A 22861-nucleotide genomic window follows, 5' to 3' on the forward strand; every position below is an offset into this window, starting at 1 on the left:
GCGGTAGCGTGTAAGGAGGGGAATAAACGTGAAAATTTACACACGATCCGGAGATGAGGGGAAAACCAGTTTGATTCACGGCCGCCGCGTGAGCAAAGACAGCCCGCGCGTGGAGGCCTACGGGACCGTGGATGAGGCCAACTCGGCGATCGGCGCGGCGCTGGCTTTGATGGCCGACGTGCCGGAGTTGCTGAACCTCGTCCGCTTCGGCAGGCGGGTGCAGAGGGACTTGTTTGATGTGGGGCGCGATTTGGCCACACCGGAGGAGAAACGGGATGGATTTTACATCGCCCAATCGGACGTGGATTTATTGGAACGGATGATTGACAAGCTGTCAGAGGAAACGCCGCCTCTGCGGCAATTTGTGCTGCCGGGGGGGCATCCTGCGGCCGCCTGGTGGCATGTGGCCAGGACCGTGGTGCGGCGGGCCGAGCGGCAGATTGTGGCGCTGGAGAAGGTCGAGCCGGTTCAACCGATGATTCGCAAGTACTTGAATCGGTTGTCCGATTTCTTGTTCGTCATGGCCCGGGTGGTTAACGCGCGGACGGGTTGCGCGGAACCGGGGGTCGATTTCCAGGCGGACAAACCAGATCCATTCGGGGAGGTATGAAAATGCATCATATCGAGCGCCGTTGGCGGCTGGCATTGCTTGATTTGGACGGTACCCTGTACCGCGGCGACCGTGTGATCCCGGGGGCGCCGGAATTCGTTACGCGATTGCGCAAGCGCGGGATTCATCCCGTCTTTTTTACGAATAACGCCACGCGACCGCCCCAGGACGTCTGCTTGAAGCTCGCGCGTTTCGGTATTGCCGCCGAGCCGACCGAAGTATGCACCTCCGCGGAGGCGGCGGCGTGGCACCTGTCCCAGAAGTTGGCGACGAAGGGCGCGCGGATTGCCTACGTTGGCCAGGCCGGTGTGGTGGATGCACTGCGGGCAGTCGACCTGGAGCCTGTGTATGCCGGGGATGCTGCGGCAGACCTGGACAACTGCGAGGCAGCGGTGCTCGGGCTCGATCCGGATGCGGACTATCGGATGCTCGCACGCTTTTGCGACGTGGTGCAGAGACTGGCCGGTTTTGTTCTGACCAATCCGGATGTGCGTCTGCCGGTGTCCGGACGCTTCCTGCCCGGCAACGGTGCGCTCGGCAGCTTTGTCGCCACAGCCACGGGCATTGCGCCCTACGTCGCGGGGAAGCCCAATCCGGATTTTGTTCGCTTTGCGTTGGCCCGTCACCGGGTGGCGGTAGAGGAGGCGCTGATCATCGGTGATAATCTCGCCACAGACATTGCCTGCGGTGCGGCGGCTGGATTGTACGCCATTCACGTGCGGACCGGCGTGGCATACGAGGCGGAGACGGCAGCCCAATGGCGCGCGGATGAAACGGTGGATTCTGTGGCGGACTTGTTCGTCGAGTGAAAAGGGGGGGCAGCGAGAAGTGCAACCGGGTGAAAAATTTTTCGACATCCGGTCGTTGGTCATCCCTGAGATTGCAGACATGGCGGGCCCTTGTCAGAGATCTCACCAGAATTTCCGCAGGCTTGATAGCCATATATTTAGTGTGTATAATGGTCCTTGCCCGCGGGGAGAACACTATATCTAGGGTATCTATACATAAGCGGGACGAGCTGTATTACGCGAGTGAGGGGTGTCTCGTCTGGAGGATAGGTTCTTCGAAGCGGTTTTCGGAAAGCGAGGCGGATGGTTTTGCGGTGTCCGTATTGTAACACAGACAATTCCCGTGTCGTAGAATCTCGGACGAGCGATGATGGCACAGCCATCCGGCGCCGTCGGGAGTGCATGAATCCGGAATGTGCGCGCCGGTTCACCACCTATGAGCGTGTCGAACAACGGCCGCTGATGGTCATCAAGAAAGACGCCAAGCGGGAGGAGTTTTCCTCGGAAAAGCTGTACCGGGGCGTCATGAAATCCTGCGAGAAGCGACCCATCCCGGTGGAGACGGTGGAAGCGGTGGTGTCCGGAATTGAACGGGCGCTGCATCTCGAGTACGAGCGAGAGGTGCCTTCATCCGTGATTGGAGAAAAGGTGATGGATGCGCTGCGTTCCCTCGATGGTGTCGCGTACGTTCGGTTCGCCGCGGTGTACCGTGAGTTTCGCGATGTTGAAACTCTCGCCCAGGAAGTGTTGTCGCTATTGAAAGAATCATCTGACAAAGGGAAGTGAGTTCCTTATATGGAGCAGACGTTGAACGAGAGTATGTTGCCGTTTACTTCTGAGGATTATCTGGGCAGCACCGGCGAGCGGATTGTTGCCGATAGGTATCTGCTGAAAGATGTGAAGAAGGAAAGTCTGACCGTGGGCTCCCTGGTGGTTGCGGTGTTGGACAAGAAGCGGGCCTACCACGAGTTGGCGCGCGTCGTGGAGATTGATGACGAGAACAAAACCGCCGTGGTGGAATTGAAGGACGGTGCGCGGGAAACCCTGCCGTTCCATCAGATTGACGTGTTGCTCGAAACCGCACCGCGCGACATGTGGCGGCGTGTGGCCCGCGGTGCAGCGGCCGTGACGAATGATCCGGAGCTGTGGGCTGAGCGGTTTTACGAATTGCAGAGCCAGTGGCGCTATGTGCCCGGTGGTCGAATCAATGCGTCCATGGGAACCGGTATGCAAACCACGAGCTACAACTGCTTTGTCATCCCAAGCGTTGGTCCGACGATGCGGGACTATGCCGAATCGTTCGGACAGACGCTGGAAATTCAAGCCCGCAGCGGCGGCGTTGGGATGAATCTGTCACGGATTCCACCTCAGGGGACGTATATTCCGAAAACAGAGGGGTCGAGGGCAGCGGAGCTGCACCTGGTGCTCGATGTGTGGCATGCGGACCTTCCGGACTTTCTGACGACGGATTACCCCAACAGCACGAAGGTGGTCCGCGTCACCCGAGAATTCCTGCGCGCCGTCGAAGAGGATGCGACCTGGCGTTATGTGTTCCCGGACACGACGGTGGACGGGTATGACGACATCTGGACGGGCCGAATTGAGGACTGGCTGGCGCAAAATCTGCCAGTCATGTATTCCGAGCAGGTTTCGGCGCGGCAGCTGTACGACCAGATCCTGCAGAGTGGAGCGCTGGTGATGACGGACGTGGTAGGCACTGCGCTGTATCCGGGAGATCAGCGGAGCACCATCGCCTCCACTCTCGGTGATATGTGGGAGCGCATGGCGGAGAAGAAACGCGTCTCCCTGATCTTGTCGTCGCTCCGCCCGCGGTACAGTTATGTTCGCGGCGTCAACGGACGCAGTTCCGGCGCCTACTCCTGGGGACTTTTGTACGACAAAGGAAATCAGGTGTTCGGTGACGGCTTCGGACCGGTGGGCGTTGGTGAAATCATGAGTGTGGGCTGTCAGTTGACGCTCCAGGGTGGATCGCGCCGCGGCGCACTGATGTTGATTCTGAATGACCGGCATGCGGATGTGCTGAAGTTCATTCGATGCAAACAGGTGGACGGCGTGATCACCGGTGCAAACATCTCCGTCGGCATCTCCGAGCGGTTCATGGCCGCCAAGGAACAGGATGAACCCTGGGAGATTGGGTTTGTTCCAACGGAATCTCTGGCGAAGTTTGACGGAGACTTCGACGGTTGGACCGCCCGCGGCGGCCGGATGGAAGTGACCGACGTCCTGCCCGCGCGCGAGCTGTGGGATGAATTGGTCACCTCCGCGTGGAAATCGGCCGAGCCCGGCGTGGTGTTTCTGGGGCGAGCCAATCGGATGTCCAACTCCTGGTACTTCAACCCGCTGGTTGCGACCAATCCATGCGGTGAACAGCCGCTGCCGGCCAACGGCATCTGTAACCTGGGCGCGGTGGTGTTGAGCCGATTCGCGACCGGCTTTGCGGACAGCGGGATTCGTGTGGAATTCGAGGACAAAGAGAAGGAAGCGTATATCCGCGGTTGGTTGAGCAAGTACTTTGACGAAGACCGGGTGGATTTTCTGCTGCACCACGTCAAATGGGAGGAACTCGAGCGGACCACGCGGACTGGAATCCGCTTCCAAGACGCGGTGATTGACGCCACGTACTACCCGTTTGAAGAGAACCGGATCAACCAAATGAGTGAACGGCGCGTCGGCCTCGGCATCATGGGCCTTCACGATCTGCTGTTGTACTGCGGGATGCGCTACGGATCGCCCGAATCAGTGCAATTCATCGATGTCCTGATGGGGATGATGGCGGAGTGGTCGTACCTGGAATCGGTGGAGTTGGCGAAGGAGAACGGTCCATTTCCAAAGTTTGACGCCGACCTGTTCCTACAGTCCGGGTACATGCAGCAGATGGCTGCGGAACGCCCGCACGTGGTGGAGGCGATTCGGAAACACGGTGTTCGCAACGTGACCACCATGACCATCGCGCCCACCGGAACCACCGGGACCATGGTGGGGTGCTCGACGGGGTGTGAACCATACTACGCGTGGTCCTATTTCCGAAACTCGCGACTCGGGATGTTTGAGGAAAACGCGGGCATCGTACAGGAATACTACGATACGCATCCTGGCGAGGAACTGCCCGACTACTTCGTCACTGCCATGGATTTGGCACCGGAAGATCACGTGCGAGTACAGGGCGCATTGCAGAAATGGATTGACAGCTCGATTTCGAAGACCTGCAACGCACCCAATTCGTACACGGTGGAAGATACGAAGCGGCTCTACGACCTGGCGTATGAGCTCGGGTGTAAAGGAATCACCATTTATCGCGACGGGTCTCGGTCTGAACAGGTGCTGTCCCTGAAGAAGGATGACGCCGATGAGGACACCGCCGCGGCGTCCACGGCAGAAGTGTCAGGTGTTGGCGATGCACAGGACGCACAAGAGACGGCGTCGGCGGCATCCCGCGGATCGTACGTGAAACGGCGGCGTCCGGATGTGCTGTACGGCGCGACGTACAAGAAGGAAACGCCGCTCGGGAAGGCGTACATCACCATCAACGACGATCCGGAAGAGCACCTGGCTCTCGAGATTTTCGTAAACATCGGCAAAGCCGGAAGCGATGTCTACGCGGCGAACGAAGCGTTGGGCCGTGCCATCACGCTGTACCTGCGCGATTCTCACAATCCGAACCGGGAAGCCGAGCTGGTGAAACATTTTGCGGGAATTGGCGGATCGAACTCGGTCGGGTTTGGCGACCGGCGCATCACATCGGTGCCGGACGCGATTGCGAAGGCGTTGATTGAGCACTCGGAGACATTCCCGATGCGTAAGGCGGCGTTCCAGGAGTGGGCCAGCGGACAGGAATCCGCCACGAGAGAGGCGTCTCGCCTGCGGAACCACGCGGTGGCGAAAGATCTGTGTCCGAATTGCCACCAACACAGCTTGGTTCGCACCGGCGGATGCTATGAGTGCGAAGCGTGTGGCTACAGCAAATGCTGACGGCAGAGAGTTTGTCCCACCGAAATCCGTAGCATCGAACGTCAGGGTTCGTGAGAGACAGATGCGTTTCGAAACTGCCTCTAGGCAGCCTGATCTGAGGAGCATCGAAGCAAGGTACAGGGGAGCGGCCGAGTTGGCCGCTCCTTTTGCGCTTGCGGGGTGAACTGAACGCGGGCATGGGGCTGCGTCCCGCAGCGTCCAGCACTGAATCGGGATTATAGTTCCAGAGGCATCGAACTGCCAGCCGAGACGGGCGCCGCATGCGATATGTCACCTGATGAAGGGAGTCCGTGGAGGTGTGGGGGCAATCGAGGATGAATTTTTCTTTTTTTCTCACGGGCCAGCGTGAGATATAATTGACGTGACCCATCGAGCGCTCAGCGTCAAAGCAGTGCGTGAAGGCCGCACGGAAGCCACGACCGATGGTGCGCCGTGGTGCTTCGCCAGTCTATGGCACAGGGAATCATACAGCGAAGGGGTATATTGCATTGAATCGTTTAGAAGAAATTCTGGCATTCAATCAAAAATTCGTGGAAGGCCACGAATACGAGCAATATCGGACGTCGAAATTTCCGGACAAGAAACTGATCATTCTCTCTTGTATGGACACTCGGCTCACCGATTTGTTGCCCCGTGCCATGAATCTCAAGAACGGCGATGCCAAGTTCATCAAGAACGCAGGGGCCGTTATCTCCCATCCATTCGGCAGCACCATGCGGAGCATCCTTGTGGCCGCGTACGAACTCGGCGCCGAGGAGGTCTGCGTGATTGGCCACTATGGATGCGGGATGGGCAGCATCAATCCGGAAGCCATGTTTGAGCGGATGGCGGAGCATGGCATTTCCCGAGCCACCATCGAGATGCTCGAGCACGCCGGGATTGACCTGCACACGTGGTTCAAGCGGATCGAGTCCATACCGGACAGCGTTCGCGAAACGGTGCGCACCATCCGAAATCACCCGCTGGTGCCAAAGACACTGACGGTGCACGGACTCGTGATGGATCCGGAGACGGGCCGACTCGACCTCGTGGTCAACGGATATGAGTCGGACTGAGGCACAGGGCGTACGACGCAGATGGGCCCGGTGAGACGGACTGGGGCACATTCCCCAGAGCCATGGCGAACGTCACAGGGGCTGGCGGGGCCCCTTTTTGACGTGCGCGTTTATTCTCCGGGTTTCCTTCAAATGCTAAACCCAAGTTGAGGGGAACCGGCAGACATCCGAAAGTCAGCACGATATTCAACTGGGAGGGATGACTTCTGCAATCCAAGCCGTCCAATGAATTTCAACCATTTATCTCACCGCACGAACACCCCCGCGAGTTCACGTGGACAGCGGTCATTCTCGGCGTCATCTTGGCCGTTGTGTTCGGGGCCGCCAACGCATATCTCGGCCTCATCATTGGAATGACCATCAGCGCTTCCATTCCGGCATCGGTGATCTCCATGGCCATCATCCGAGGGTTGTTGCGCCGCAACTCCATCCTCGAGAACAACATGGTTCAGACCATGACGACGGCCGGTGAGGCGCTGGCGGCAGGGGCCATCTTCACGCTGCCGGCCCTCTTTCTGTGGCATGTCAACCCGCGCATGTTGACGCTGACTCTCATCGTGCTGACAGGGGGCATTCTCGGCGTCCTGTTCATGATCCCGCTGCGACGCATGCTGATTGTCCGAGAACACGGCCGGCTTCCGTATCCGGAAGGGACGGCATGCGCCCGGGTGTTGATGGCCGGAGAAGAAGGCGGCAAGAAGGCGAAACTGGTGTTTGGGGGCTTGGCGCTGGGCGGGATCTTCAAATTTATTGAGGACGGTCTGACGTGGTTCCCATCCGAAATCTCCATGCGCGTGGCGGGTTTCCGCCAGGGCATGATTGGCATGGACACCCTGCCGTCGCTGCTCGGGGTTGGATTTGTTATCGGACCGCGCATCGGCGCGTTGATGGCCGCTGGCGGCGTGTTCGCCTGGCTGGTTCTGATTCCGATGATTGCGTATTTCGGCCAGCACGGTGGCGTGATTGCTCCAGGGACCAGTCCCATCCAGAGCATGGACGCGTGGGCCATCTGGGATAACTACATCCGCTACATCGGCGCCGGCGCCGTGGCCGCGGGAGGCATCATCAGCCTGTTGCGTACGCTGCCCACGCTGTGGGCCACCTTCTACGGTGCCATTCGAGGATTGCGGGAGAGCATGGACAGCAACAGCACGTTCGGCGGCCTGCGCACGGAACGGGACATTCCTCGCACCCTCAGTCTGGTGCTGGCCGTGGCAATTCTGCTCGTCATTGCGTTCTCTCCGCAATTGAAGGTGGGCGTGATTGGCGCGCTCGGGGTTTTGATTGTGGGCTTTCTGTTTGTCACCGTATCCTCGCGGATTGTGGGTATCGTTGGATCTTCTTCCGATCCGGTCTCGGGCATGACCATCGCCACGCTGTTGATTGTGGCGACCGTATACCGTGCCGCCGGGTACTCCGGGATGTCGGGCATGGTGGCATCTCTGATTGTCGGCGCCATTATCTGTACGGCGGTCGCCATCGCCGGCGATATTTCTCAGGATTTGAAGACCGGGTATCTGGTCGGCGCAACGCCGCGGAACCAGCAGTTCGCCATGCTCATCGGCACAGTGGCGTCGGGTGTCACCATCGGCTGGGTGCTGTTGTTGCTGAATCATGCGTACGGGTTTGGCAGCAAAGCATTGCCGGCTCCGAAAGCCGTGCTGATGAAATTAATTGTCGAAGGCATCATGAACGCGAGCATGCCGTGGGACCTGATATTCATCGGCGCCGCGTCGGCGGTGGTCATGGAACTGCTGGGCGTGGAATCCCTGGCTGTGGCTGTCGGAATTTATCTGCCCATTCACACGAGTCTGCCGGTGTTTCTCGGTGGCGTCGTCCGTTGGCTCGTCACCCGCACGCGCGGAGAACAGAGCGAAGAGTGGAAACGGGAAATCACGGAGCGGGGCATTCTGGCCGCGTCGGGATTGATTGCGGGAGAATCGCTGATTGGGATTCTGCTCGCCGTGCTCGCTGGCGCGAAAATCCAATTGCCGGGTGCAAATCTGCTCGGAAACTGGGGATCGTTGATTCTGTATCTTCTGTTGGCCGTGTGGTTGGCGTGGGTGGCGCGCCGCGTTCGTCCAACGGCGAACTTCCGCGGGTAGCCAATTCAATAACTGGAGAGGGGCCGTTGCGGGCCCCTTTCTATTTGGCTGGAGAATCCGTCGGTTCGGTGGAGGGTGAGTCTTCGCGGTTGACCATGTGCTCAGCGACCATGCTGAGCCGTTCCATCATGAAGTCCCGGACGGGACCGGTCAGTTCAATCTCATCCATGGCTTCCGCCATGCAGGATAACCATTCCTTCGCGCGGGTTGGGGTGATGGGATGGGGCAGGTGGCGGTAGCGCATCATGGGCGGACCGTACACGTCGGTATACAGGGGTGGGCCGCCAAAAAACTGGGTCAAGAATTTGTATTGTTTGTCTCGAATCGGCGTGATGTCCTCCGGAAACAGTTTCGACAGGTTGGGATGAGCCTGAACCTTGGCGTAAAAGCGGTCCACCAACTTCGACAGCGTTTCCGCTCCGCCAATCCGTTCATAGACGCTTCGAACATCCATCGCGCGCCCTCCTTCAGAAATCCAATCCTCAAACCAACAGTATACCCCATGATGCGATGGGTTCCTGTGAGATGAATCACACGAGGCGCGACGGTGAGTAAGGGGATCCCTTGTGCGGGCTCTGTCCGCGTGGACAGATGCCGTTCTGCACATCGCGAACGCGCATATAGATGAAATGGGGCGCACCTTCCCACTGGAAAGGAGGTGAGGTCACAATGTGGCAGCTGTGGTTGAGTGGCATCATTGGCCTGTGGGTCCTCATTTCGCCGTGGGTATATGGTTTCTCCGACAATACCGGAGGTCTGTGGAACAGTATTGTGTTTGGCGTCATTCTGGTTATCCTTGCGATTTGGGCCGGGTATTCCGGCAAGCAGAATCGTTCCTAGCGCGGCCGTGTAGGCCGTCGTTCACGTGAGGCAGGCGCGCCCCGCCCGCTGTACGGCGGTGGAACTGGTTTCGTGTTCCAGTGCCACCGTGATCTCCGGACCTGAGGTCCGGAGATTTTTTATTGCGCACGTTCGTCCTTGGCCTCGCCTTTGTGAAACGAACGGATCCATTGGTAAACTGAAGGTGCGGACAGGCATTCAATCCGAGCGTGGCCGGCTGTGATGTCGGCTCCCGCTGAACGGAGTGACGGGAGTGTGAATGGATGACGGACCCGACCACGAACGACTATGAACAACAATTGCAGGATTTAGAAGATGTACTGACGCGCTTTCAACGAACCATTCGCAGTTTTTTCATGGAACAGTCGCCCGGATTGACTGCGAGTCAGATCTTCACTTTGCGCTATCTCTGCACCTGTCGGTACGCGAAGGCCTCGGACATCGCCCGTGTCTCCGGTTTGAGCGCAGGTGCAGTGACGCAGGTGTGCGACGAGTTGGTGAAAATGGGCTACGTGGAGCGAATTCGGTCGAGTGATGATCGCCGTGTGGTCCACGTGCGCGTGACGGACGAGGGCAGGGCGCGCTTCGCCGCCATTCGCACCCTGCGTGCGCGCAGCGTACGCGGCATCCTGGAACAACTGGGGGCGGAAGACACGCGGGAATTCCTGCGTATTGTTGCGCGCATCGTGGAGATTGTAGAGGACGAATCCAATAGAAAGGGGTCCTGCACATGAACAAAATCGCATGGATTGGTCTCGGTCAAATGGGCGTCCCCATGGCCCGCAACCTGGCGAAACACGGTTATCCCGTGACGGTGTACAACCGCACGCCAAAGTCTGTTGACATGACCCCCTGCCAGGTGGCCGATTCCCTGCACATGGCCGTGGATCATGCGGATGTGGTGTTTCTGATGCTCTCCGATGGAGCTGCGGTGGAACACGTGGTATTTGGCGAATCTGGTGCGATTCACGCGCTCTCCCAAGGAGCGCTCATCGTCAACATGAGCACGGTGGGTGTGGATGAAACGAAACAATTCGCGCTGCGGGCTGCAGAACATCAGGTCGAGTGGATGGACGCGCCGGTGTCCGGATCTGTTGGACCCGCCGAGGCGGGAACGCTGGTGGTGTTGGCGGGCGGTTCCGAATCTGCGTTCCATCGGGTGAAACCGCTGTTGGCGACGATGGCCAAGTCGGTGCATCACCTGGGGCCGGTTGGTAGTGGTGCAGCCATGAAATTGTTGGTCAACGGCATGCTGGCAGCCACCGTCGCGGCGGCTTCGGAGTGCATGGCCCTGGCGGAGAAGTCAGGTCTCGGACGCGAGAGGTTTTTGGACGTATTGAGCGAAACCGGCATGTGGTCTCCGATTTTGGCCGGTAAGCGTCCATTGTGGCTCGATGACGAGTACCATCCGAGTTTTGCCCTGAAGCACATGACAAAGGATCTTGCGCTGCTGTCTCGCTTTGCGGTGCAATACAGCGCCGCGTTGCCCGGCATGACCACCGCCCTCACCACGTATTTGGGCGCACAGGCACAGGACCTGGGAGACGCGGATATGGCGGCTGTGTTCCAACACCTGTGCGCGCTGGCGGGGGCGGAACTGTGAAGTCGGCCGTCATTTTGGATCGAGACGGGGTTATCAATGACCATCGACATTACGTCAACAGCCCTGCGGACCTTTATCTGTTTCCGTTCGCGGGTCCCGCCATCCGCAAACTGAACGACGCAGGACTGGAAGTGTATGTGGCCACCAATCAAGGGGGCGTGGGATTGGGCTACCTGTCCATCCGCACCCTTGACCGCATTCACCGCAAGCTACAGCAGGAATTGCGCGCCGCGGGGGCCGTTGTGACAGATATCGAGGTGTGTCCTCACGCGCCGGGGACCGGTTGCTCCTGCCGCAAGCCGGAACCGGGTATGCTCCTGTCCCTGCAGCGGAAACACGGTTTTACGCCGGCGCTCAGCTACATGGTGGGTGACCGGGAGAGCGACGTGGAAGCGGGGCAGCGAGCCGGGATGAAAACGGTTCGCATTGGGGTGCCCCCGTCCAACGCCCATGCGGTGGTTGCGGATTTGTCCGAAGCGGTGGATTGGATTTTGCAGGATCTCGGAACGGTCCATCGGCCCACCTCATACGCTATTCTGGAACATCCGTCAGACCAGGCGGAGGAGAATGGAAGTGGGGATGTGAATGTGGACCGATAACGACACACGGGCGTTGGAAAGCCCTTCGCGCGCCAATCCGCAGCCAACGAGCGGATCCTACGATGAACGGCTGCTCGACCTGTGGTGGGACTGGTATGTGTGGCACTGTGAAACGGCGGACGGACTCGCGTTGCCCTGGTGGATGCGTGGCGCAGAGCGGCTGATGCCGTATGGCGCCCTGCGCAACGCTGCCGAAAGCGGCGTGGCCTCCGCCTTCACCGCCGCGTATCCGCTGCTCGCCCCCTATCATCCGACGGCGGGATACGGCGCGTACGCGATGGATCCGTGGGCGGAGCAAATGTACTATAGCGTGTGGTGGTAAGTTGTTTTTCGCAAAAGCGGAAAGATTCTTTTCGTTCAATTTACAGAACATGTTAAACAATTGCCCATTTCAATGAGAACAGGTACAATGAGACTATACACCTCCCCGGGGGCGAGGATGGGGGCCACCCGCAGGGGTGAATCATCTTGGAGGGAAACCATGCTGAAACCGTTTCAAAATGAACCATTTACCAATTTCAGCGTCCCGGAACACCGCGCGGACATGCTGGCCGCGCTCGAGAAGGTGAAATCTGAACTCGGCCGGGAGTATCCACTGTACATCGGTGGAAAGGCAATTATGACCGAGCAAAAACAGGTGTCCATCAATCCATCGCAGTTGGACCAGGTCATTGGACGTGTGTCCCAAGCAGATCAGTCGCTGGCGGAACAGGCCATGCAGGCTGCGCTGTCTGCATTTGAGAGCTGGAAGCGAAAGACGTTCGAAGAACGCGCTCGTTACCTGTTCAAAGCTGCGGCCATCCTGCGCCGGCGCAAGCATGAGTTTTCGGCGTGGATGACCTATGAAGCGGGCAAGACGTGGGCGGAAGCCGACGCGGACACCGCGGAAGCCATCGACTTTCTCGAGTTTTATGGGCGCGAGGCCATTCGCATGGGCGAGCGGCAAGAACTCGTGCGGATTCCAGGCGAGGACAACGAACAGTATTACATTCCGTTGGGTGTGGGCATCATCATTCCACCCTGGAACTTCCCACTCGCCATCCTGACCGGTATGACCGTGTCCGCCATTGTCACTGGCAATACGGTGGTCTTGAAACCGGCTACGCCGACCAACGTGATTGGCGCGAAATTCATGGAACTCATGCGCGAAGCCGGGGTTCCGGACGGGGTGATCAACTTCGTGCCCGGCGCGCCTGAGGTTATCGGCGATTTCCTGGTGGATCATCCGAAGACGCGGTTTATCTCCTTCACGGGTTCCCGCGCCGTGGGCTGCCGGATTTACGAGCGTGCTGCAAAAGTTCAGCCGGGGCAAATCTGGCTGAAGCGCGTGGTGGCCGAAATGGGTGGCAAAGACGCGATTGTCGTGGACAACGAGGCGGATTTGGACGATGCAGCACGGCAGATTGTGGCTTCCGCGTTCAACTTCGCTGGACAGAAGTGCTCGGCGGCGTCCCGTGCCATCATTCATCAGGATGTTTATGACGAAATGTTGGACAGGATTGTGAACTTGACCAAAGGGTTGAAAGTTGGCCCCGGTATGGACGAAAGCAGCCATGTTGGCCCCGTCATCGACGAAAAGGCGTATAACAAGGTCCTGTCCTACATCGAGATTGGCAAGCAAGATGGCCGACTCCTGGTGGGCGGCGGCAAAGCGGAGGGCAACGGGTACTATATCCAACCCACCGTGTTCGCCGACGTCGAGCCGACGGCGCGGATTTCGCAGGAGGAAATCTTCGGACCCGTGCTGGCTGTGACCAAAGCGAAAGATTTCGAGGAAGCGATTCGGTTTGCCAACAACACCGAGTACGGGTTGACCGGCTCCGTGTTCAGTCGCAACCGCGATCACCTCGAGTACGCGCGACAGGAGTTCCATGTCGGGAACCTGTACTTCAATCGGAAGTCGACAGGCGCGTTGGTGGGTGTGCATCCGTTCGGTGGTTTCAACATGTCCGGCACCGACTCAAAGGCAGGCGGCTTCGACCTGCTGTTGCAATTCACGCAAGCGAAAGTTGTGTCGGAAAAATACTGATTCGGGTGTGCTGTTGGGGCGGATCCGTGTGGCAACACACGGATTCGCCTTGTTATTTTTCAAGCGGCGGCTTGTGCGGACGCCAGCGTGTTGTATACGCCATGTCCTGAACCGGTTCTCTCCAGGCGCATCCTTTTTCGAAGAGCAGGTGGGCCGCGTACCGCGTCTGAACGGGATTGACGATCCAGTAGCTTTGGTCGCCCGGAACCATGGGATCCGGATTGTGGAACGATCCGGGCAATGTCGCGCCGACCAAACGAAAATGTTGGTACGTTGGCACCTCGCTGACGAGACGTGTCAACTCCCACATCGAAAGATCGGTCTCGGTCATCTGTGTCGCCTGCCGCGTGATGCCAGGCAGTTTCATCAGGTTGGTCGGTTGGAACAATTGCTTTGTCAGCGCGGTTAACAGTTCTCGCTGTCGCGCCGTTCGTCCGATATCTCCGAGGGGATCGTGCCGAAAGCGCAAGAAACCGAGTGCCTGTTCACCATTCAATCTCTGCATGCCCTGACGAAGATGGATATGGCCGAACCGCGTATCCCCCGTATCGTAGTTCATGCGGTGTTCCACCGGCAGCGTCACACCGCCCAAGGCATCAATCAGTTGCACCACGCCGTCGAAGCGTGCCAACACGTAATGATGAACCGGCGTACCGGTCAGGTCTTCCGTCAGTTGTTTGGTCAGTGTCGGACCGCCGATGGCCAAACTTTCGTTGATTTTTCCAAAGTGGCCGTCAGGGAATTGAACGCGGGTGTCGCGAGGAATGGAGAGCCATTCAACGCGTCGGTCGGCGTAGTCGATGCTGCACAAGACCAGCGTATCGGTATTGCCGGGTTCTCGACGGGATCTGGCGTCCGATCCGAGCAGCAGAACATTCATCCTGTCCTGGCTCGCGGCCCGGGCAAGGGGTTTCACCACGATCGAGTGGGAGCTGTCCGGATGGGGGCCTTCGAGCGTCGACATGTGCATGCGCAAAGCCATCACAAGGATGGCGCACCCGAACACAGTGCACAGCAGAGCAGCCCGCAGCCAGCACTTCCGCGAGCGTCGAGACGATGTGTGATGAGTCCGAACTCCTCGCATGGTATCCCTCCTGCGGGGTAGCCTGCCCGAACCTGCGAAGAAGTTGCTGTGGAATTGCCATTTGCATGATCCAATGTTTTGTTCGAAAATACAAATACCTGTGCACAATGTTTCGTGAAGGCATCATGGCCCGGAGGTGGACACGCATGAATCCGGATGTTCGTTTCACACAGAAAACCCGCAGACCGTCCGGCGCTCCGAACGTTGAGGAGCACCAGCGATTGGTCCGCGACAAAATTCCAGAAATGCTGGAGGCGATGGGGAACATACCGGTTTATCAGGTGTTGTCACGCGACCGGTTGCCCGCAGCCCTGTGCGACGAAGTGGTGCGCAGTGCGGAGAAGTTTGCGTCCACGGCGAGTCTCGAGGCGCTGGCCGATGTGCTCGATTGCATCGATGCGTGGTTGGAGACACAGGGACTCTCCCTGGAAGATGTGGCGAGAGTTCGCGCGGAGCGGCGCAAGCGCTGCGGTGATTTTCGTCAAGGTGTGTTTTTGGAGTGCGTGGCGGACGGTGCCTCGACAGACGCACTGCAGCACCGCACATTTCGGTGTTGAGGCATCCGATGTATTCGGCGGAATGCGGAGCCATGGATGGATGTGCAGTTCGGGAGGATGATATAATGCCAAAGGCGCGACGGGGAGGCGTGACGTTGGGATGACGATTCGGGTTGGCACTTGTGCCTGGGCGGACCACCAGCGTTTGTATCCCAAGCACGTCAAACCCGCTGAACGCTTGGCTTATTACAGTCAATACTTCTCGTTGGTGGAAGTGGATAGTACATATTACGGGATTCCGCAACGGGCCACGGTTCAGGAATGGGTACGGCAGACGCCGGCGGATTTCCGCTTTGACGTCAAGGCATACCGCACGTTTACGCTGCACGACCGGGGGGCTGCACCGGTAGACGAGGTTCGGCGCCAGATGCGCGATTTCATGGACGCGCTCGATGTCTTGGCAGACGCCGGCAAGCTGGGCATGGTGCTGTTTCAGTTTCCCCCTTGGTTTGTTCCATCCTTGAAGCATGTGCACTATGTGGAGCAAATCGTGGAGGCATTTTCGTCATACGCCGTCGCAATTGAGTTTCGCCACCGCAGTTGGTTCTCCAACTCGGCGCGCGCATCCACCCTGCGTTGGCTGCGTGAATTGCGCGCCGTCAACGTGGTCTGCGATGAACCTCAGATTGGGAACGGCACCATTCCGCTGGTGGCGGACGTGACCAACTCGCGGTATGTGATGTTCCGCCTGCACGGACGCAACGAACAAACCTGGTACCAGAAGGGCCTGGCATCGTCGCAGCAGCGTTTCGATTATTTGTATGGTAAAGATGAACTGACGGCCTTGTTGCCCATGGTGCAGCGATGGGCCCATCAGGTGTCGGAAGTGCATGTGCTCATGAACAATAACCAGGCCGACTATGCGGTGACCAACGCCCAGGATTGGCAGGCGCTGTTGGGACAACCCGTGCGGTCGCGGGAAGTTGAGCGAGTTGAATCCAAACAGTTGTCCTTGTTTGATGGGGAGTCCCTGTAGGAGGAAATGATGGTTCGAGGTTGGCCGGATTGGATGTTTGCTGCGTTTGCCATCGGTGGATGGGAATTGTTTGATTTTCTGGCGAGAAAGCTCCACGATGCGGCCATGCGGTGGATTGGCGGCGGGATTGTCGCATTGTGCGCGCTGGTGCTGCTCGTTCGCTATATTTACCGTTGGTGGTATCGCCGCCGCCATCCGGAAGAAGAGGATCCGGACGCGTGGAAGCACTACTGACGGCCCGAGCAGGTTTGCACTGGGCCGTCGCGCGCAGCCGTGTGGTTGATTCGAATCCGGATGTGAATAGATCCCGGTCCGGGGCGTGGCAGGACGTTCAGTGCCGCCACGCCCCGCTGCCATATCGGATGGGCGCGTAGTGCTCCGGGGGGCGGAGCGCCAGCGCATGTCGAAGCGCGGGATGCAGGATGCTGGTCAATTGCTCGAGACCGTCGACGAGGCGAGGGGAAGGTCGGCAGTACAGTCCTTCCGAGAGGATGAGCACCTGACCCGTTCGAAACGCTGGTATGGTATCCCAGCCGGATCGATGAAGGAGTTTGTGGACGGGAACCTTATGCTGGGGGATGCCTGTCCACACAGCCAGCACCCAGTCCGGCTCGGCAGCCAGTACGCGACGTCCGTCGTCCTGGACCTGGTGACCGTGTTCGGCGGCGAAGATGTTCTCTGCACCCGCGTAGACGCTCAGTTCCGACAGCCAATTGTCCCCGGCCGGTGAAACGATGGGATTGGGCCACCATTCCCAATACAGTTTGGGGCGATGGGACATCCTGGCCGTCTGCTCCGCAATGGTTTCCACCCGACGCCGCAGGTTGTCAATCTGCTGCCGGGCGCGGGGGAGGTTGACATGGGGAGCGGCGGCCTGTGCCACCATCCACATGTCCTGCCAGATGTCCGAGAACCCGTTCGGGGACAGAACGAGGTGGTTCAGTCCCGCGTTCGCCACCTGTTCCACCACCGCTTCCATACCGGGAACGGACAGCGAGCATAACGTCAGGTCCGGGCGCAGCTGAACCAGTCTGTCGATGTCGATGTGCAGATCTGGACCCAGTTTTGGCAGACGTGCCACAACGTCGGTCGGATAGTCGGAGTATTGATCCACACCCACCAACGATTCGCTGAGTCCGAGACAATGGACGATTTCCGTGTTGCTTGGGCATAAAGAAGCAATACGAAGACCTGGCATCTGACACGTTCCTTTCGTTGGCGCCCTTTTCTCCTTTCAGTATAATGAAAACTGCGACAATATGGAGCGGAATCAGTGCGGAGCTGGCTCGGGAGGTGGCGGAATGTTCGGGTTTTGGTTTTTGTTAGGTGTGTTGTTTCTCGTCACGGTGTTTGGATTCGGGTTGTTTCTGAACATGCTGTTTCGCCGGTCATGGATTTCCTGGGGGTTGTTCGCTGCCGCGTCCGTCTGGCTGTTTGCCCGGATTGGTTTTGAGTTATCCATCCCGGAATGGATTCTGTACGCAGTGAGTCTCGCAGGAGCGCTGGCCGCAACATGGATGACCACCTTCCTGCGCAAATCCGGATATGCACTGTTCTCCAAATAAGCACAGCAGAGAAGATGGAGGGAACATCGTTTGAAAAAATGGGTTGGACCGCTGACGGCGGTGCTGGTCGCATGCAGCGCGGCATCGGTCGTCTGGCATGCCGGGGATGTGGCCATCTTCGTTCTGGCGTGCCTGACCATCATTCCGCTGGCCGGATGGATGGGGAGGAGCACCGAATCCATCGCAGCGCACGCGGGCCCGCGATTGGGCGGGTTGCTGTCCGCAACGTTTGGCAATGCGGTGGAATTGATCATCGGGATTATCGCGTTGCGTGAGGGGCTGACGACGCTCGTGAAAGCGTCCATCACCGGATCGATTCTCGGCAACCTGTTGTTCGTGCTCGGCGTGAGTTTTTTTGTCGGCGGCGTTCGTCACCCCATCCAGCGCTTCAATATTCGCGCGGCCCGCAGCAATGCATCGATGCTGCTGTTGAGCATTGGCGTGGCGTTCATCCTGCCCGCCATTTTTTCGACGGCTCGGGCCGGTGCGAGTTTGACGCTGTCTGCCGTTGTGGCCTCGGTGTCCCTGCTGCTCTACGCCTCCGGTTTGTATTTTTCGTTGTTCACACACCGTGAACTGTTCGTTTCCATCGATACCATCGCCGGCGAAGGAGAGGCAGAGCGCCATTGGCGTCTGTGGCCAGCCGTGGGCATATTGTTGGTCACGACGGTGCTGGTGGGACTGGAGAGCGAGTGGCTCGTGGACAGTATGAAGACCATGGCCGCTTCCCTCGGTTGGAACGAAGTGTTCATGGGGGTTGTGGTGGTTGCGGTGATTGGAAATGTCGCTGAGCATGCGTCCGCCGTTTGGATGGCGTGGAAAAACCGCATGGACCTCTCCCTTGAAATTGCGGTGGGAAGCAGTCTGCAGGTGGCGATGTTCGTTGCGCCGGCACTGTTTTTTGCCAGTCTGTGTATCGGCCATCCCATGCCGCTCCTGTTCAGTTGGCCGGAATTGGCCTGCATGGGCGCGGCGGCGCTGTTGGTTGGTGTGCTGATGATGGACGGGGAATCGAACTGGTTGGAAGGCGCGATGGCATTCGGGGCGTATCTGGTGATGGCCGTTGGTTTCTATACTCTCTGACGGTGAGCGATGGGAATGCGACCCGCCGGGAGGCCGTCCAGGGCGCTCCCGGCGGACGATTCATCCCCGCGCGGCAGGGGTGTACCCTCGGCTCCGCAAGGTGGAGAAAATCTGTTCGATGTGGCGTTGGTCGCGCGTTTCCAAGTCCAGTTCCACTTCCGTTTGGCCCAGCAGAATGCTCGATCCAACCCGGTGATGCTGAACGGTGAGCACATTCGCGCCGAGGGTGGCCAACACGTCCAACAGGTCGCGCAACGCGCCGGGCCTGTCGGCCACCGTGACTGCGAGGCGCAGGTACCTGCCCGCTTCCACGAGACCGTGTTCAATGACGCGGGACAACATGGTGACATCGATGTTGCCGCCGGACAACAGCACCACCACCTCTCCGATGCCCGCGGGAACTTTGCCGTACATACACGCGGCGAGCGCAGCCGCTGCGGATCCTTCGGCGACCAGTTTGCAGCGCTCCAACAGCAGCACCATGGCCCGCGCAATCTCTTCTTCTTCCACGGTCACAATGTCGTCCACGTACTGTTTGGCCAGCGCCAGCGTGAGATCTCCCGGGCGCCGAACGGCAATTCCATCCGCAATGGTCGGCTGCGCCGGAATGGTTTCCACTCTGCCGGTGTCCAGCGCGTGGCGAAAGCAGGCGGCCGCGCTGGCTTCTACGCCGATGACGCGAATGTCGGGACGAAGCGATTTGACGGCCACCGCGATGCCGGCCGCTAGCCCGCCGCCACCCATGGGAACCACGATGGCTTGGGCCGAGGGCCGCTGTTGTATGATTTCCAGGCCGACCGTGCCCTGCCCGGCGATGACATGCGGATCGTCAAAAGCGTGTACGTACGTGTATCCATGCTCGGATTGCAGCTTCAGCGCATGCGCATAGGCGTCGTCATAGGAGTTGCCCGCAAGCACGACGCTGGCTCCGTAGCCTTGTGTCGCGCTGACTTTCGCCAAGCTGGCGCTCTCAGGCATGACAATGGTGCAGGGCACCGAGTGGTGTCGGGCGGCGAACGCCACGCCCTGTGCGTGATTCCCGGCCGAGGCTGCGATGACGCCGCGGCGTCGTTCCACAGGGGAGAGATTGGCAATCTTATTGAAGGCGCCGCGAAGTTTGAAACTCCCGGTCTTCTGGAGGTTTTCCAGTTTGAAGTAGATACGGTTGCCTGTCAGCTGGGAAAACGTTTCCGAGTATTCCACGGGCGTGTTCCAAATCACACCCGACAGACGCTGTTGTGCGGCCTGTATGTCTGACAAGGTTGGGAAAATTGTCGCCACACGGCTGGCCCCTTTCCATAGCAAATGCCCAGGCCACATGGGTGCCGCATCCGGCGCGCCCATTGTTGGTCCGGGGAACGTGTGCTAGAATGCACGATATACTGCAGGCTTTATTGTATCAAAGCCGTCCACCGAGTGGTATGCAATTCTCGCTGGACGCGGCACCGGGTTGTACGGTGAAGGGGGAACACGCCATGTTGGACGTCGCGAGGCTGGTGCGGCCTGGGATTGGAGACATTGAACCGTATGTCCCCGGGTTGACCGACGATGAGCTGCAAAAAATGTACGGTTTCCGTCGCGTTGTTAAATTGAACGCGAATGAGAACGCGTTGGGCCCGTCACCACTGGCCATTCAAGCAATACAGCAGGAACTTGCCACGCTGCATCACTATCCGGATGGCGCCAGTGAGCGTCTGCGCCAGGCGATTGCCGATTTTCACGGACTGTCGGTGGAGCGGGTGTTGGTGGGCAACGGTTCGGACGATATTATCAAACTGGTCTCGGAGACGTTCTTGGAGCCTGGGGATGAGGTCGTGGTGCCGCATCCGTCGTTTTCGCAATATTCCTTCGGAGCGGCCATCATGCACGCATCGGTTCGCCGTGTGGACCTTGGCCCGGATTTCTCCTATGATGTGGAAGCGATCGCGGATGCGGTCACGGATCGAACCAAACTGGTTTACCTGTGCTCGCCAAACAATCCGACCGGAACCATCTTGACCCGCGCGCAGGCGGAATGGCTGTTGCAGGCGTTGCCGGCGCATGTGGTGGTGATTTTCGACTTTGCCTACAACGATTACAGTCTGAATCCGGAGCGAGTGGTCGGAGACGAGGGGTTGTTTCGGGATGAGCGCGTGGTGGCACTGCACACGTTCTCGAAGTTGTACGGCTTGGCCGGGCTGAGAGTGGGATATGCGCTGGCGAATGAATCCCTGCTCAGTTACGTGAACCGCGTTCGCGAACCGTTCAATGTAAATCGGGTGGCGCAACGAGCGGCGGCCGCGGCGTTGACGGATGCTGCGCACCGCCGCGCATCACAGGAGCACGCGCGAACGTCCCGTGCGTTTTATGAAGCGGAGTGTCAGGCGCTCGGATTGCGCACAACGCCCGCCGAAGGAAACTTTATCCTCGTTCGCACGGGCGACGGAAGAGCGACCACGGAGGCGCTGATGAAACGCGGTGTGATGGTCCGCACGGGATTTGCAGGCCTCTCGGAATGGGTGCGCATCACATATGGAACGCCGGAGGAAAATGCACTGTGCCTCGAAGCGTTGCGGGCGGTCCTCGCCGCTCGAGTCTGAGAAGAGACCTTTCGTGTACGGTTTCGTGTAGGGAATGAAAGTCAGCAACCCCGATGCCGCAGGCATCGGGGTTGACTCAATTCGACGACGGTTGGGTTTGTTTGCTTTGCCAAAACCGCCAGACCAACAGAATGACGCCAATCACCACCAGGGGGGCGCTGGTCCATTGCGCGGCGTCCCAGTGGAACAGGTATCTTGGCGAGTCGCCGCGAAGCATTTCGAGCAGAAAGCGAACGGCGTTGTACGCTACGAGGTAGTACAGGAACAGCACCCCATCCGGCCATTTCCGCTGTTTGAGCAACAGCAGCAGCGCAAACAGGATGACATCCGCCTGGCCTTCCCACACCTCGGCCGGCCACAGAGGCTGGTCTCCGTAGGTTTGGCGTGCTAGTGTGCCCTCGGGATACAACAGTCCGAAATTTCCGTGGGTCGGGTCGCCGAACGCGTCCCCATTCATGAGATTGGCGTCGCGGCCAATGCTCTGTCCGAGCAGCAGCCCCGGGGCAATCACGTCGGCGAGCGACCAAAACGCCAAGCCGTGCCGATAGATGTACCACGCGCCCACGAGAAACGCGCCGGCCACGCCGCCCTGGATGGACAGGCCTCCGTGCCACACGGCGATGATTTCTCCGGGGTTTTTCGCGTAGTACGGCCAATCAAAGAAAAACACCTGCCAAAAGCGCGCTCCAATAATCCCCCCGAGCAACAGCATGGGCGCGAGGTTCCACAGATGCGGCACTAGGTCCTTCTTGCCGTCCGCCTTGGCAAAGTACAGCGTTGCACCCAGACCAAGCAGAAACGCCAGGGCAAAAATGGTGCTGTACGCCCGGACCGGGAAACTCCCAATCCAAAACCAGTATTGATGCATGGCCACAGCTCCTCTGCAGGGATGGGATCAACGGCCTGTCACCGTTGAACATATCCACTACTATACCATTTTGTCTCCGACTGCCGCTTGGACTACAATAAAGGAGCTTGTCCTGTTCACAGCGCGCTTCAGTTCTGCCCTTCAATGGTTCCCTGCGGAGCGCCGTACGGACGTTCGCCGCGGGGAATTTTGTCGTCTGAAGTGACGGGATTCTGGTCTCGGTGAGAACTTTCGGTGGCCTGTCCGGGTTTCCATGGCGACGTTTTCCCGAGCTTCTGCTCAACGATGGAACTGCCGTACGAGCCCTCCGGAAATTCTTCCGGCAGGATGTTGAGATCCCGCGATTGAACCACCGACAGTTCCGCGTTGGGAAATTCCGACTCGTTGATGGGCCCCGGATTGTACCATCCGGAATTGCGGCTGTGCACAGGCCGGATGAGATCCTTTGGATGGGTCAAGCAGCATCACCTCTCCATGCAGGTTGAGATTTAGGGTTTCATTCTACGCATGAACAGATACGCAGCTTGGAG

General features: G+C 58.9%; 24 protein-coding genes. 18 read left to right on the forward strand and 6 right to left on the reverse strand.

The features are described 5' to 3' along the window. Positions 1–28 precede the first annotated feature (28 nt). The 6 genes from G463_RS0101395 (at position 29) to G463_RS0101420 (ending at position 8548) form a co-directional block, all read left to right on the forward strand. Entirely contained in the window at positions 29–610 is a 582-nt protein-coding gene (locus tag G463_RS0101395) for a cob(I)yrinic acid a,c-diamide adenosyltransferase (RefSeq protein WP_026973771.1), read from the forward strand. Between the two features lie 2 nt (positions 611–612). Beyond that, a complete protein-coding gene (locus tag G463_RS18065; RefSeq protein WP_035485077.1) occupies positions 613–1419 on the forward strand; it encodes an HAD-IIA family hydrolase in 807 nt (268 codons plus the stop codon). Between the two features lie 288 nt (positions 1420–1707). Beyond that, entirely contained in the window at positions 1708–2184 is a 477-nt protein-coding gene (gene nrdR, locus G463_RS0101405; protein ID WP_026973772.1) for a transcriptional regulator NrdR, read from the forward strand. Between the two features lie 9 nt (positions 2185–2193). Further along, complete coding sequence (locus G463_RS0101410) at positions 2194–5388, forward strand: adenosylcobalamin-dependent ribonucleoside-diphosphate reductase (protein ID WP_051321779.1); 3195 nt, start codon at positions 2194–2196, stop codon at positions 5386–5388. A gap of 488 nt (positions 5389–5876) precedes the next feature. Next, positions 5877–6443 carry a beta-class carbonic anhydrase gene (locus tag G463_RS0101415; RefSeq protein WP_026973774.1) on the forward strand — a complete coding sequence of 189 codons (567 nt, stop codon included), beginning with the start codon at positions 5877–5879 and terminating at the stop codon, positions 6441–6443. A 242-nt stretch (positions 6444–6685) separates the two neighbouring features. Next, positions 6686–8548 (forward strand): OPT family oligopeptide transporter, encoded by a 1863-nt coding sequence (locus tag G463_RS0101420; RefSeq protein WP_281171048.1) that lies wholly within the window; start codon positions 6686–6688, stop codon positions 8546–8548. 40 nt (positions 8549–8588) lie between these two features. On the opposite strand, the gene G463_RS18070 is transcribed toward G463_RS0101420, so the two are convergent. Next, on the reverse strand, positions 8589–9002 hold the full coding sequence (locus G463_RS18070; RefSeq protein WP_051321780.1) for a globin domain-containing protein: 414 nt from the start codon (positions 9000–9002) through the stop codon (positions 8589–8591). A 215-nt stretch (positions 9003–9217) separates the two neighbouring features. Here G463_RS18070 and G463_RS22095 point away from each other — a divergent pair, with 215 nt between their 5' ends. From G463_RS22095 to pruA, 6 genes are all read left to right on the forward strand, one after another. Next, positions 9218–9388: an SPW repeat protein gene (locus G463_RS22095; RefSeq protein ID WP_026973776.1), complete on the forward strand. Its 171-nt coding sequence runs from the start codon at positions 9218–9220 to the stop codon at positions 9386–9388. Positions 9389–9651: 263 nt separating this feature from the next. Continuing rightward, a complete protein-coding gene (locus tag G463_RS18075; RefSeq protein ID WP_051321781.1) occupies positions 9652–10122 on the forward strand; it encodes a MarR family winged helix-turn-helix transcriptional regulator in 471 nt (156 codons plus the stop codon). Then, positions 10119–10991, forward strand: coding sequence for an NAD(P)-dependent oxidoreductase (locus G463_RS18080; RefSeq protein ID WP_035485082.1), 873 nt, complete (start codon positions 10119–10121; stop codon positions 10989–10991). Before G463_RS18075 ends, G463_RS18080 begins: the two co-directional genes overlap by 4 nt. After that, positions 10988–11590: a D-glycero-alpha-D-manno-heptose-1,7-bisphosphate 7-phosphatase gene (locus G463_RS18085; RefSeq protein ID WP_084171119.1), complete on the forward strand. Its 603-nt coding sequence runs from the start codon at positions 10988–10990 to the stop codon at positions 11588–11590. Before G463_RS18080 ends, G463_RS18085 begins: the two co-directional genes overlap by 4 nt. Continuing rightward, a complete protein-coding gene (locus G463_RS0101450; RefSeq protein WP_026973777.1) occupies positions 11577–11912 on the forward strand; it encodes a hypothetical protein in 336 nt (111 codons plus the stop codon). Before G463_RS18085 ends, G463_RS0101450 begins: the two co-directional genes overlap by 14 nt. 159 nt (positions 11913–12071) lie before the next feature. Further along, positions 12072–13619: an L-glutamate gamma-semialdehyde dehydrogenase gene (pruA, locus tag G463_RS0101455; protein ID WP_026973778.1), complete on the forward strand. Its 1548-nt coding sequence runs from the start codon at positions 12072–12074 to the stop codon at positions 13617–13619. Positions 13620–13671: 52 nt separating this feature from the next. Here pruA and G463_RS18090 read toward each other — a convergent pair whose 3' ends face one another. Continuing rightward, positions 13672–14703 (reverse strand): LCP family protein, encoded by a 1032-nt coding sequence (locus G463_RS18090; protein WP_051321782.1) that lies wholly within the window; start codon positions 14701–14703, stop codon positions 13672–13674. 146 nt (positions 14704–14849) lie between these two features. Between G463_RS18090 and G463_RS0101465 the strand changes: the two genes are divergently transcribed. The 3 genes from G463_RS0101465 to G463_RS0101475 all read left to right on the forward strand — a co-directional run bounded on the left by G463_RS0101465 (position 14850) and on the right by G463_RS0101475 (position 16470). Then, on the forward strand, positions 14850–15260 hold the full coding sequence (locus tag G463_RS0101465) for a nucleoside triphosphate pyrophosphohydrolase (protein WP_026973779.1): 411 nt from the start codon (positions 14850–14852) through the stop codon (positions 15258–15260). Between the two features lie 100 nt (positions 15261–15360). Further along, a complete protein-coding gene (locus tag G463_RS0101470; RefSeq protein ID WP_026973780.1) occupies positions 15361–16236 on the forward strand; it encodes a DUF72 domain-containing protein in 876 nt (291 codons plus the stop codon). 9 nt (positions 16237–16245) lie between these two features. Next, the gene (locus G463_RS0101475) at positions 16246–16470 is read left to right on the forward strand and encodes a hypothetical protein (protein WP_026973781.1); all 225 of its coding nucleotides are present in this window, start codon (positions 16246–16248) and stop codon (positions 16468–16470) included. Between the two features lie 97 nt (positions 16471–16567). Here the strand turns inward: G463_RS0101475 and G463_RS18095 are convergent, their stop codons facing one another. Continuing rightward, on the reverse strand, positions 16568–17434 hold the full coding sequence (locus G463_RS18095) for an ABC transporter substrate-binding protein (RefSeq protein ID WP_051321784.1): 867 nt from the start codon (positions 17432–17434) through the stop codon (positions 16568–16570). 103 nt (positions 17435–17537) lie between these two features. Here G463_RS18095 and G463_RS0101485 point away from each other — a divergent pair, with 103 nt between their 5' ends. Both G463_RS0101485 and cax read left to right on the forward strand, forming a co-directional pair. Then, positions 17538–17801, forward strand: coding sequence for a hypothetical protein (locus tag G463_RS0101485; RefSeq protein ID WP_026973782.1), 264 nt, complete (start codon positions 17538–17540; stop codon positions 17799–17801). 30 nt (positions 17802–17831) lie between these two features. Then, complete coding sequence (cax, locus tag G463_RS0101490; protein WP_051321785.1) at positions 17832–18884, forward strand: calcium/proton exchanger; 1053 nt, start codon at positions 17832–17834, stop codon at positions 18882–18884. A 60-nt stretch (positions 18885–18944) separates the two neighbouring features. Here the strand turns inward: cax and ilvA are convergent, their stop codons facing one another. Then, a complete protein-coding gene (gene ilvA / locus G463_RS0101495) occupies positions 18945–20156 on the reverse strand; it encodes a threonine ammonia-lyase (protein WP_245575655.1) in 1212 nt (403 codons plus the stop codon). Positions 20157–20359: 203 nt separating this feature from the next. Here ilvA and hisC point away from each other — a divergent pair, with 203 nt between their 5' ends. Further along, the gene (hisC, locus tag G463_RS0101500; protein WP_051321787.1) at positions 20360–21463 is read left to right on the forward strand and encodes a histidinol-phosphate transaminase; all 1104 of its coding nucleotides are present in this window, start codon (positions 20360–20362) and stop codon (positions 21461–21463) included. Positions 21464–21539: 76 nt separating this feature from the next. Here the strand turns inward: hisC and lgt are convergent, their stop codons facing one another. Then, positions 21540–22331 (reverse strand): prolipoprotein diacylglyceryl transferase, encoded by a 792-nt coding sequence (gene lgt, locus G463_RS0101505; protein ID WP_026973786.1) that lies wholly within the window; start codon positions 22329–22331, stop codon positions 21540–21542. A 128-nt stretch (positions 22332–22459) separates the two neighbouring features. Further along, positions 22460–22789 carry a hypothetical protein gene (locus G463_RS18100; protein ID WP_035485088.1) on the reverse strand — a complete coding sequence of 110 codons (330 nt, stop codon included), beginning with the start codon at positions 22787–22789 and terminating at the stop codon, positions 22460–22462. Positions 22790–22861: the final 72 nt, after the last annotated feature.

Origin of the sequence: Alicyclobacillus contaminans DSM 17975, from assembly GCF_000429525.1 — a bacterium.
GTDB classification, from domain to species: Bacteria; Bacillota; Bacilli; order Alicyclobacillales; family Alicyclobacillaceae; genus Alicyclobacillus_A; species Alicyclobacillus_A contaminans.

Excerpts from the sequence above, each read along its gene's own strand:
- G463_RS18065 (WP_035485077.1), top strand. The coding sequence starts at position 613 with ATGCATCATATCGAGCGCCGTTGGCGGCTGGCATTGCTTGATTTGGAC.
- G463_RS0101410 (WP_051321779.1), top strand. The coding sequence starts at position 2,194 with ATGGAGCAGACGTTGAACGAGAGTATGTTGCCGTTTACTTCTGAGGAT.
- G463_RS18070 (WP_051321780.1), bottom strand. The coding sequence starts at position 9,002 with ATGGATGTTCGAAGCGTCTATGAACGGATTGGCGGAGCGGAAACGCTG.
- G463_RS22095 (WP_026973776.1), top strand. The coding sequence starts at position 9,218 with ATGTGGCAGCTGTGGTTGAGTGGCATCATTGGCCTGTGGGTCCTCATT.
- G463_RS18075 (WP_051321781.1), top strand. The coding sequence starts at position 9,652 with ATGACGGACCCGACCACGAACGACTATGAACAACAATTGCAGGATTTA.
- G463_RS18080 (WP_035485082.1), top strand. The coding sequence starts at position 10,119 with ATGAACAAAATCGCATGGATTGGTCTCGGTCAAATGGGCGTCCCCATG.
- G463_RS0101450 (WP_026973777.1), top strand. The coding sequence starts at position 11,577 with ATGTGGACCGATAACGACACACGGGCGTTGGAAAGCCCTTCGCGCGCC.
- pruA (WP_026973778.1), top strand. The coding sequence starts at position 12,072 with ATGCTGAAACCGTTTCAAAATGAACCATTTACCAATTTCAGCGTCCCG.
- G463_RS18090 (WP_051321782.1), bottom strand. The coding sequence starts at position 14,703 with ATGCGAGGAGTTCGGACTCATCACACATCGTCTCGACGCTCGCGGAAG.
- G463_RS0101465 (WP_026973779.1), top strand. The coding sequence starts at position 14,850 with ATGAATCCGGATGTTCGTTTCACACAGAAAACCCGCAGACCGTCCGGC.
- G463_RS0101470 (WP_026973780.1), top strand. The coding sequence starts at position 15,361 with ATGACGATTCGGGTTGGCACTTGTGCCTGGGCGGACCACCAGCGTTTG.
- G463_RS0101475 (WP_026973781.1), top strand. The coding sequence starts at position 16,246 with ATGGTTCGAGGTTGGCCGGATTGGATGTTTGCTGCGTTTGCCATCGGT.
- G463_RS18095 (WP_051321784.1), bottom strand. The coding sequence starts at position 17,434 with ATGCCAGGTCTTCGTATTGCTTCTTTATGCCCAAGCAACACGGAAATC.
- G463_RS0101485 (WP_026973782.1), top strand. The coding sequence starts at position 17,538 with ATGTTCGGGTTTTGGTTTTTGTTAGGTGTGTTGTTTCTCGTCACGGTG.
- hisC (WP_051321787.1), top strand. The coding sequence starts at position 20,360 with ATGTTGGACGTCGCGAGGCTGGTGCGGCCTGGGATTGGAGACATTGAA.
- lgt (WP_026973786.1), bottom strand. The coding sequence starts at position 22,331 with ATGCATCAATACTGGTTTTGGATTGGGAGTTTCCCGGTCCGGGCGTAC.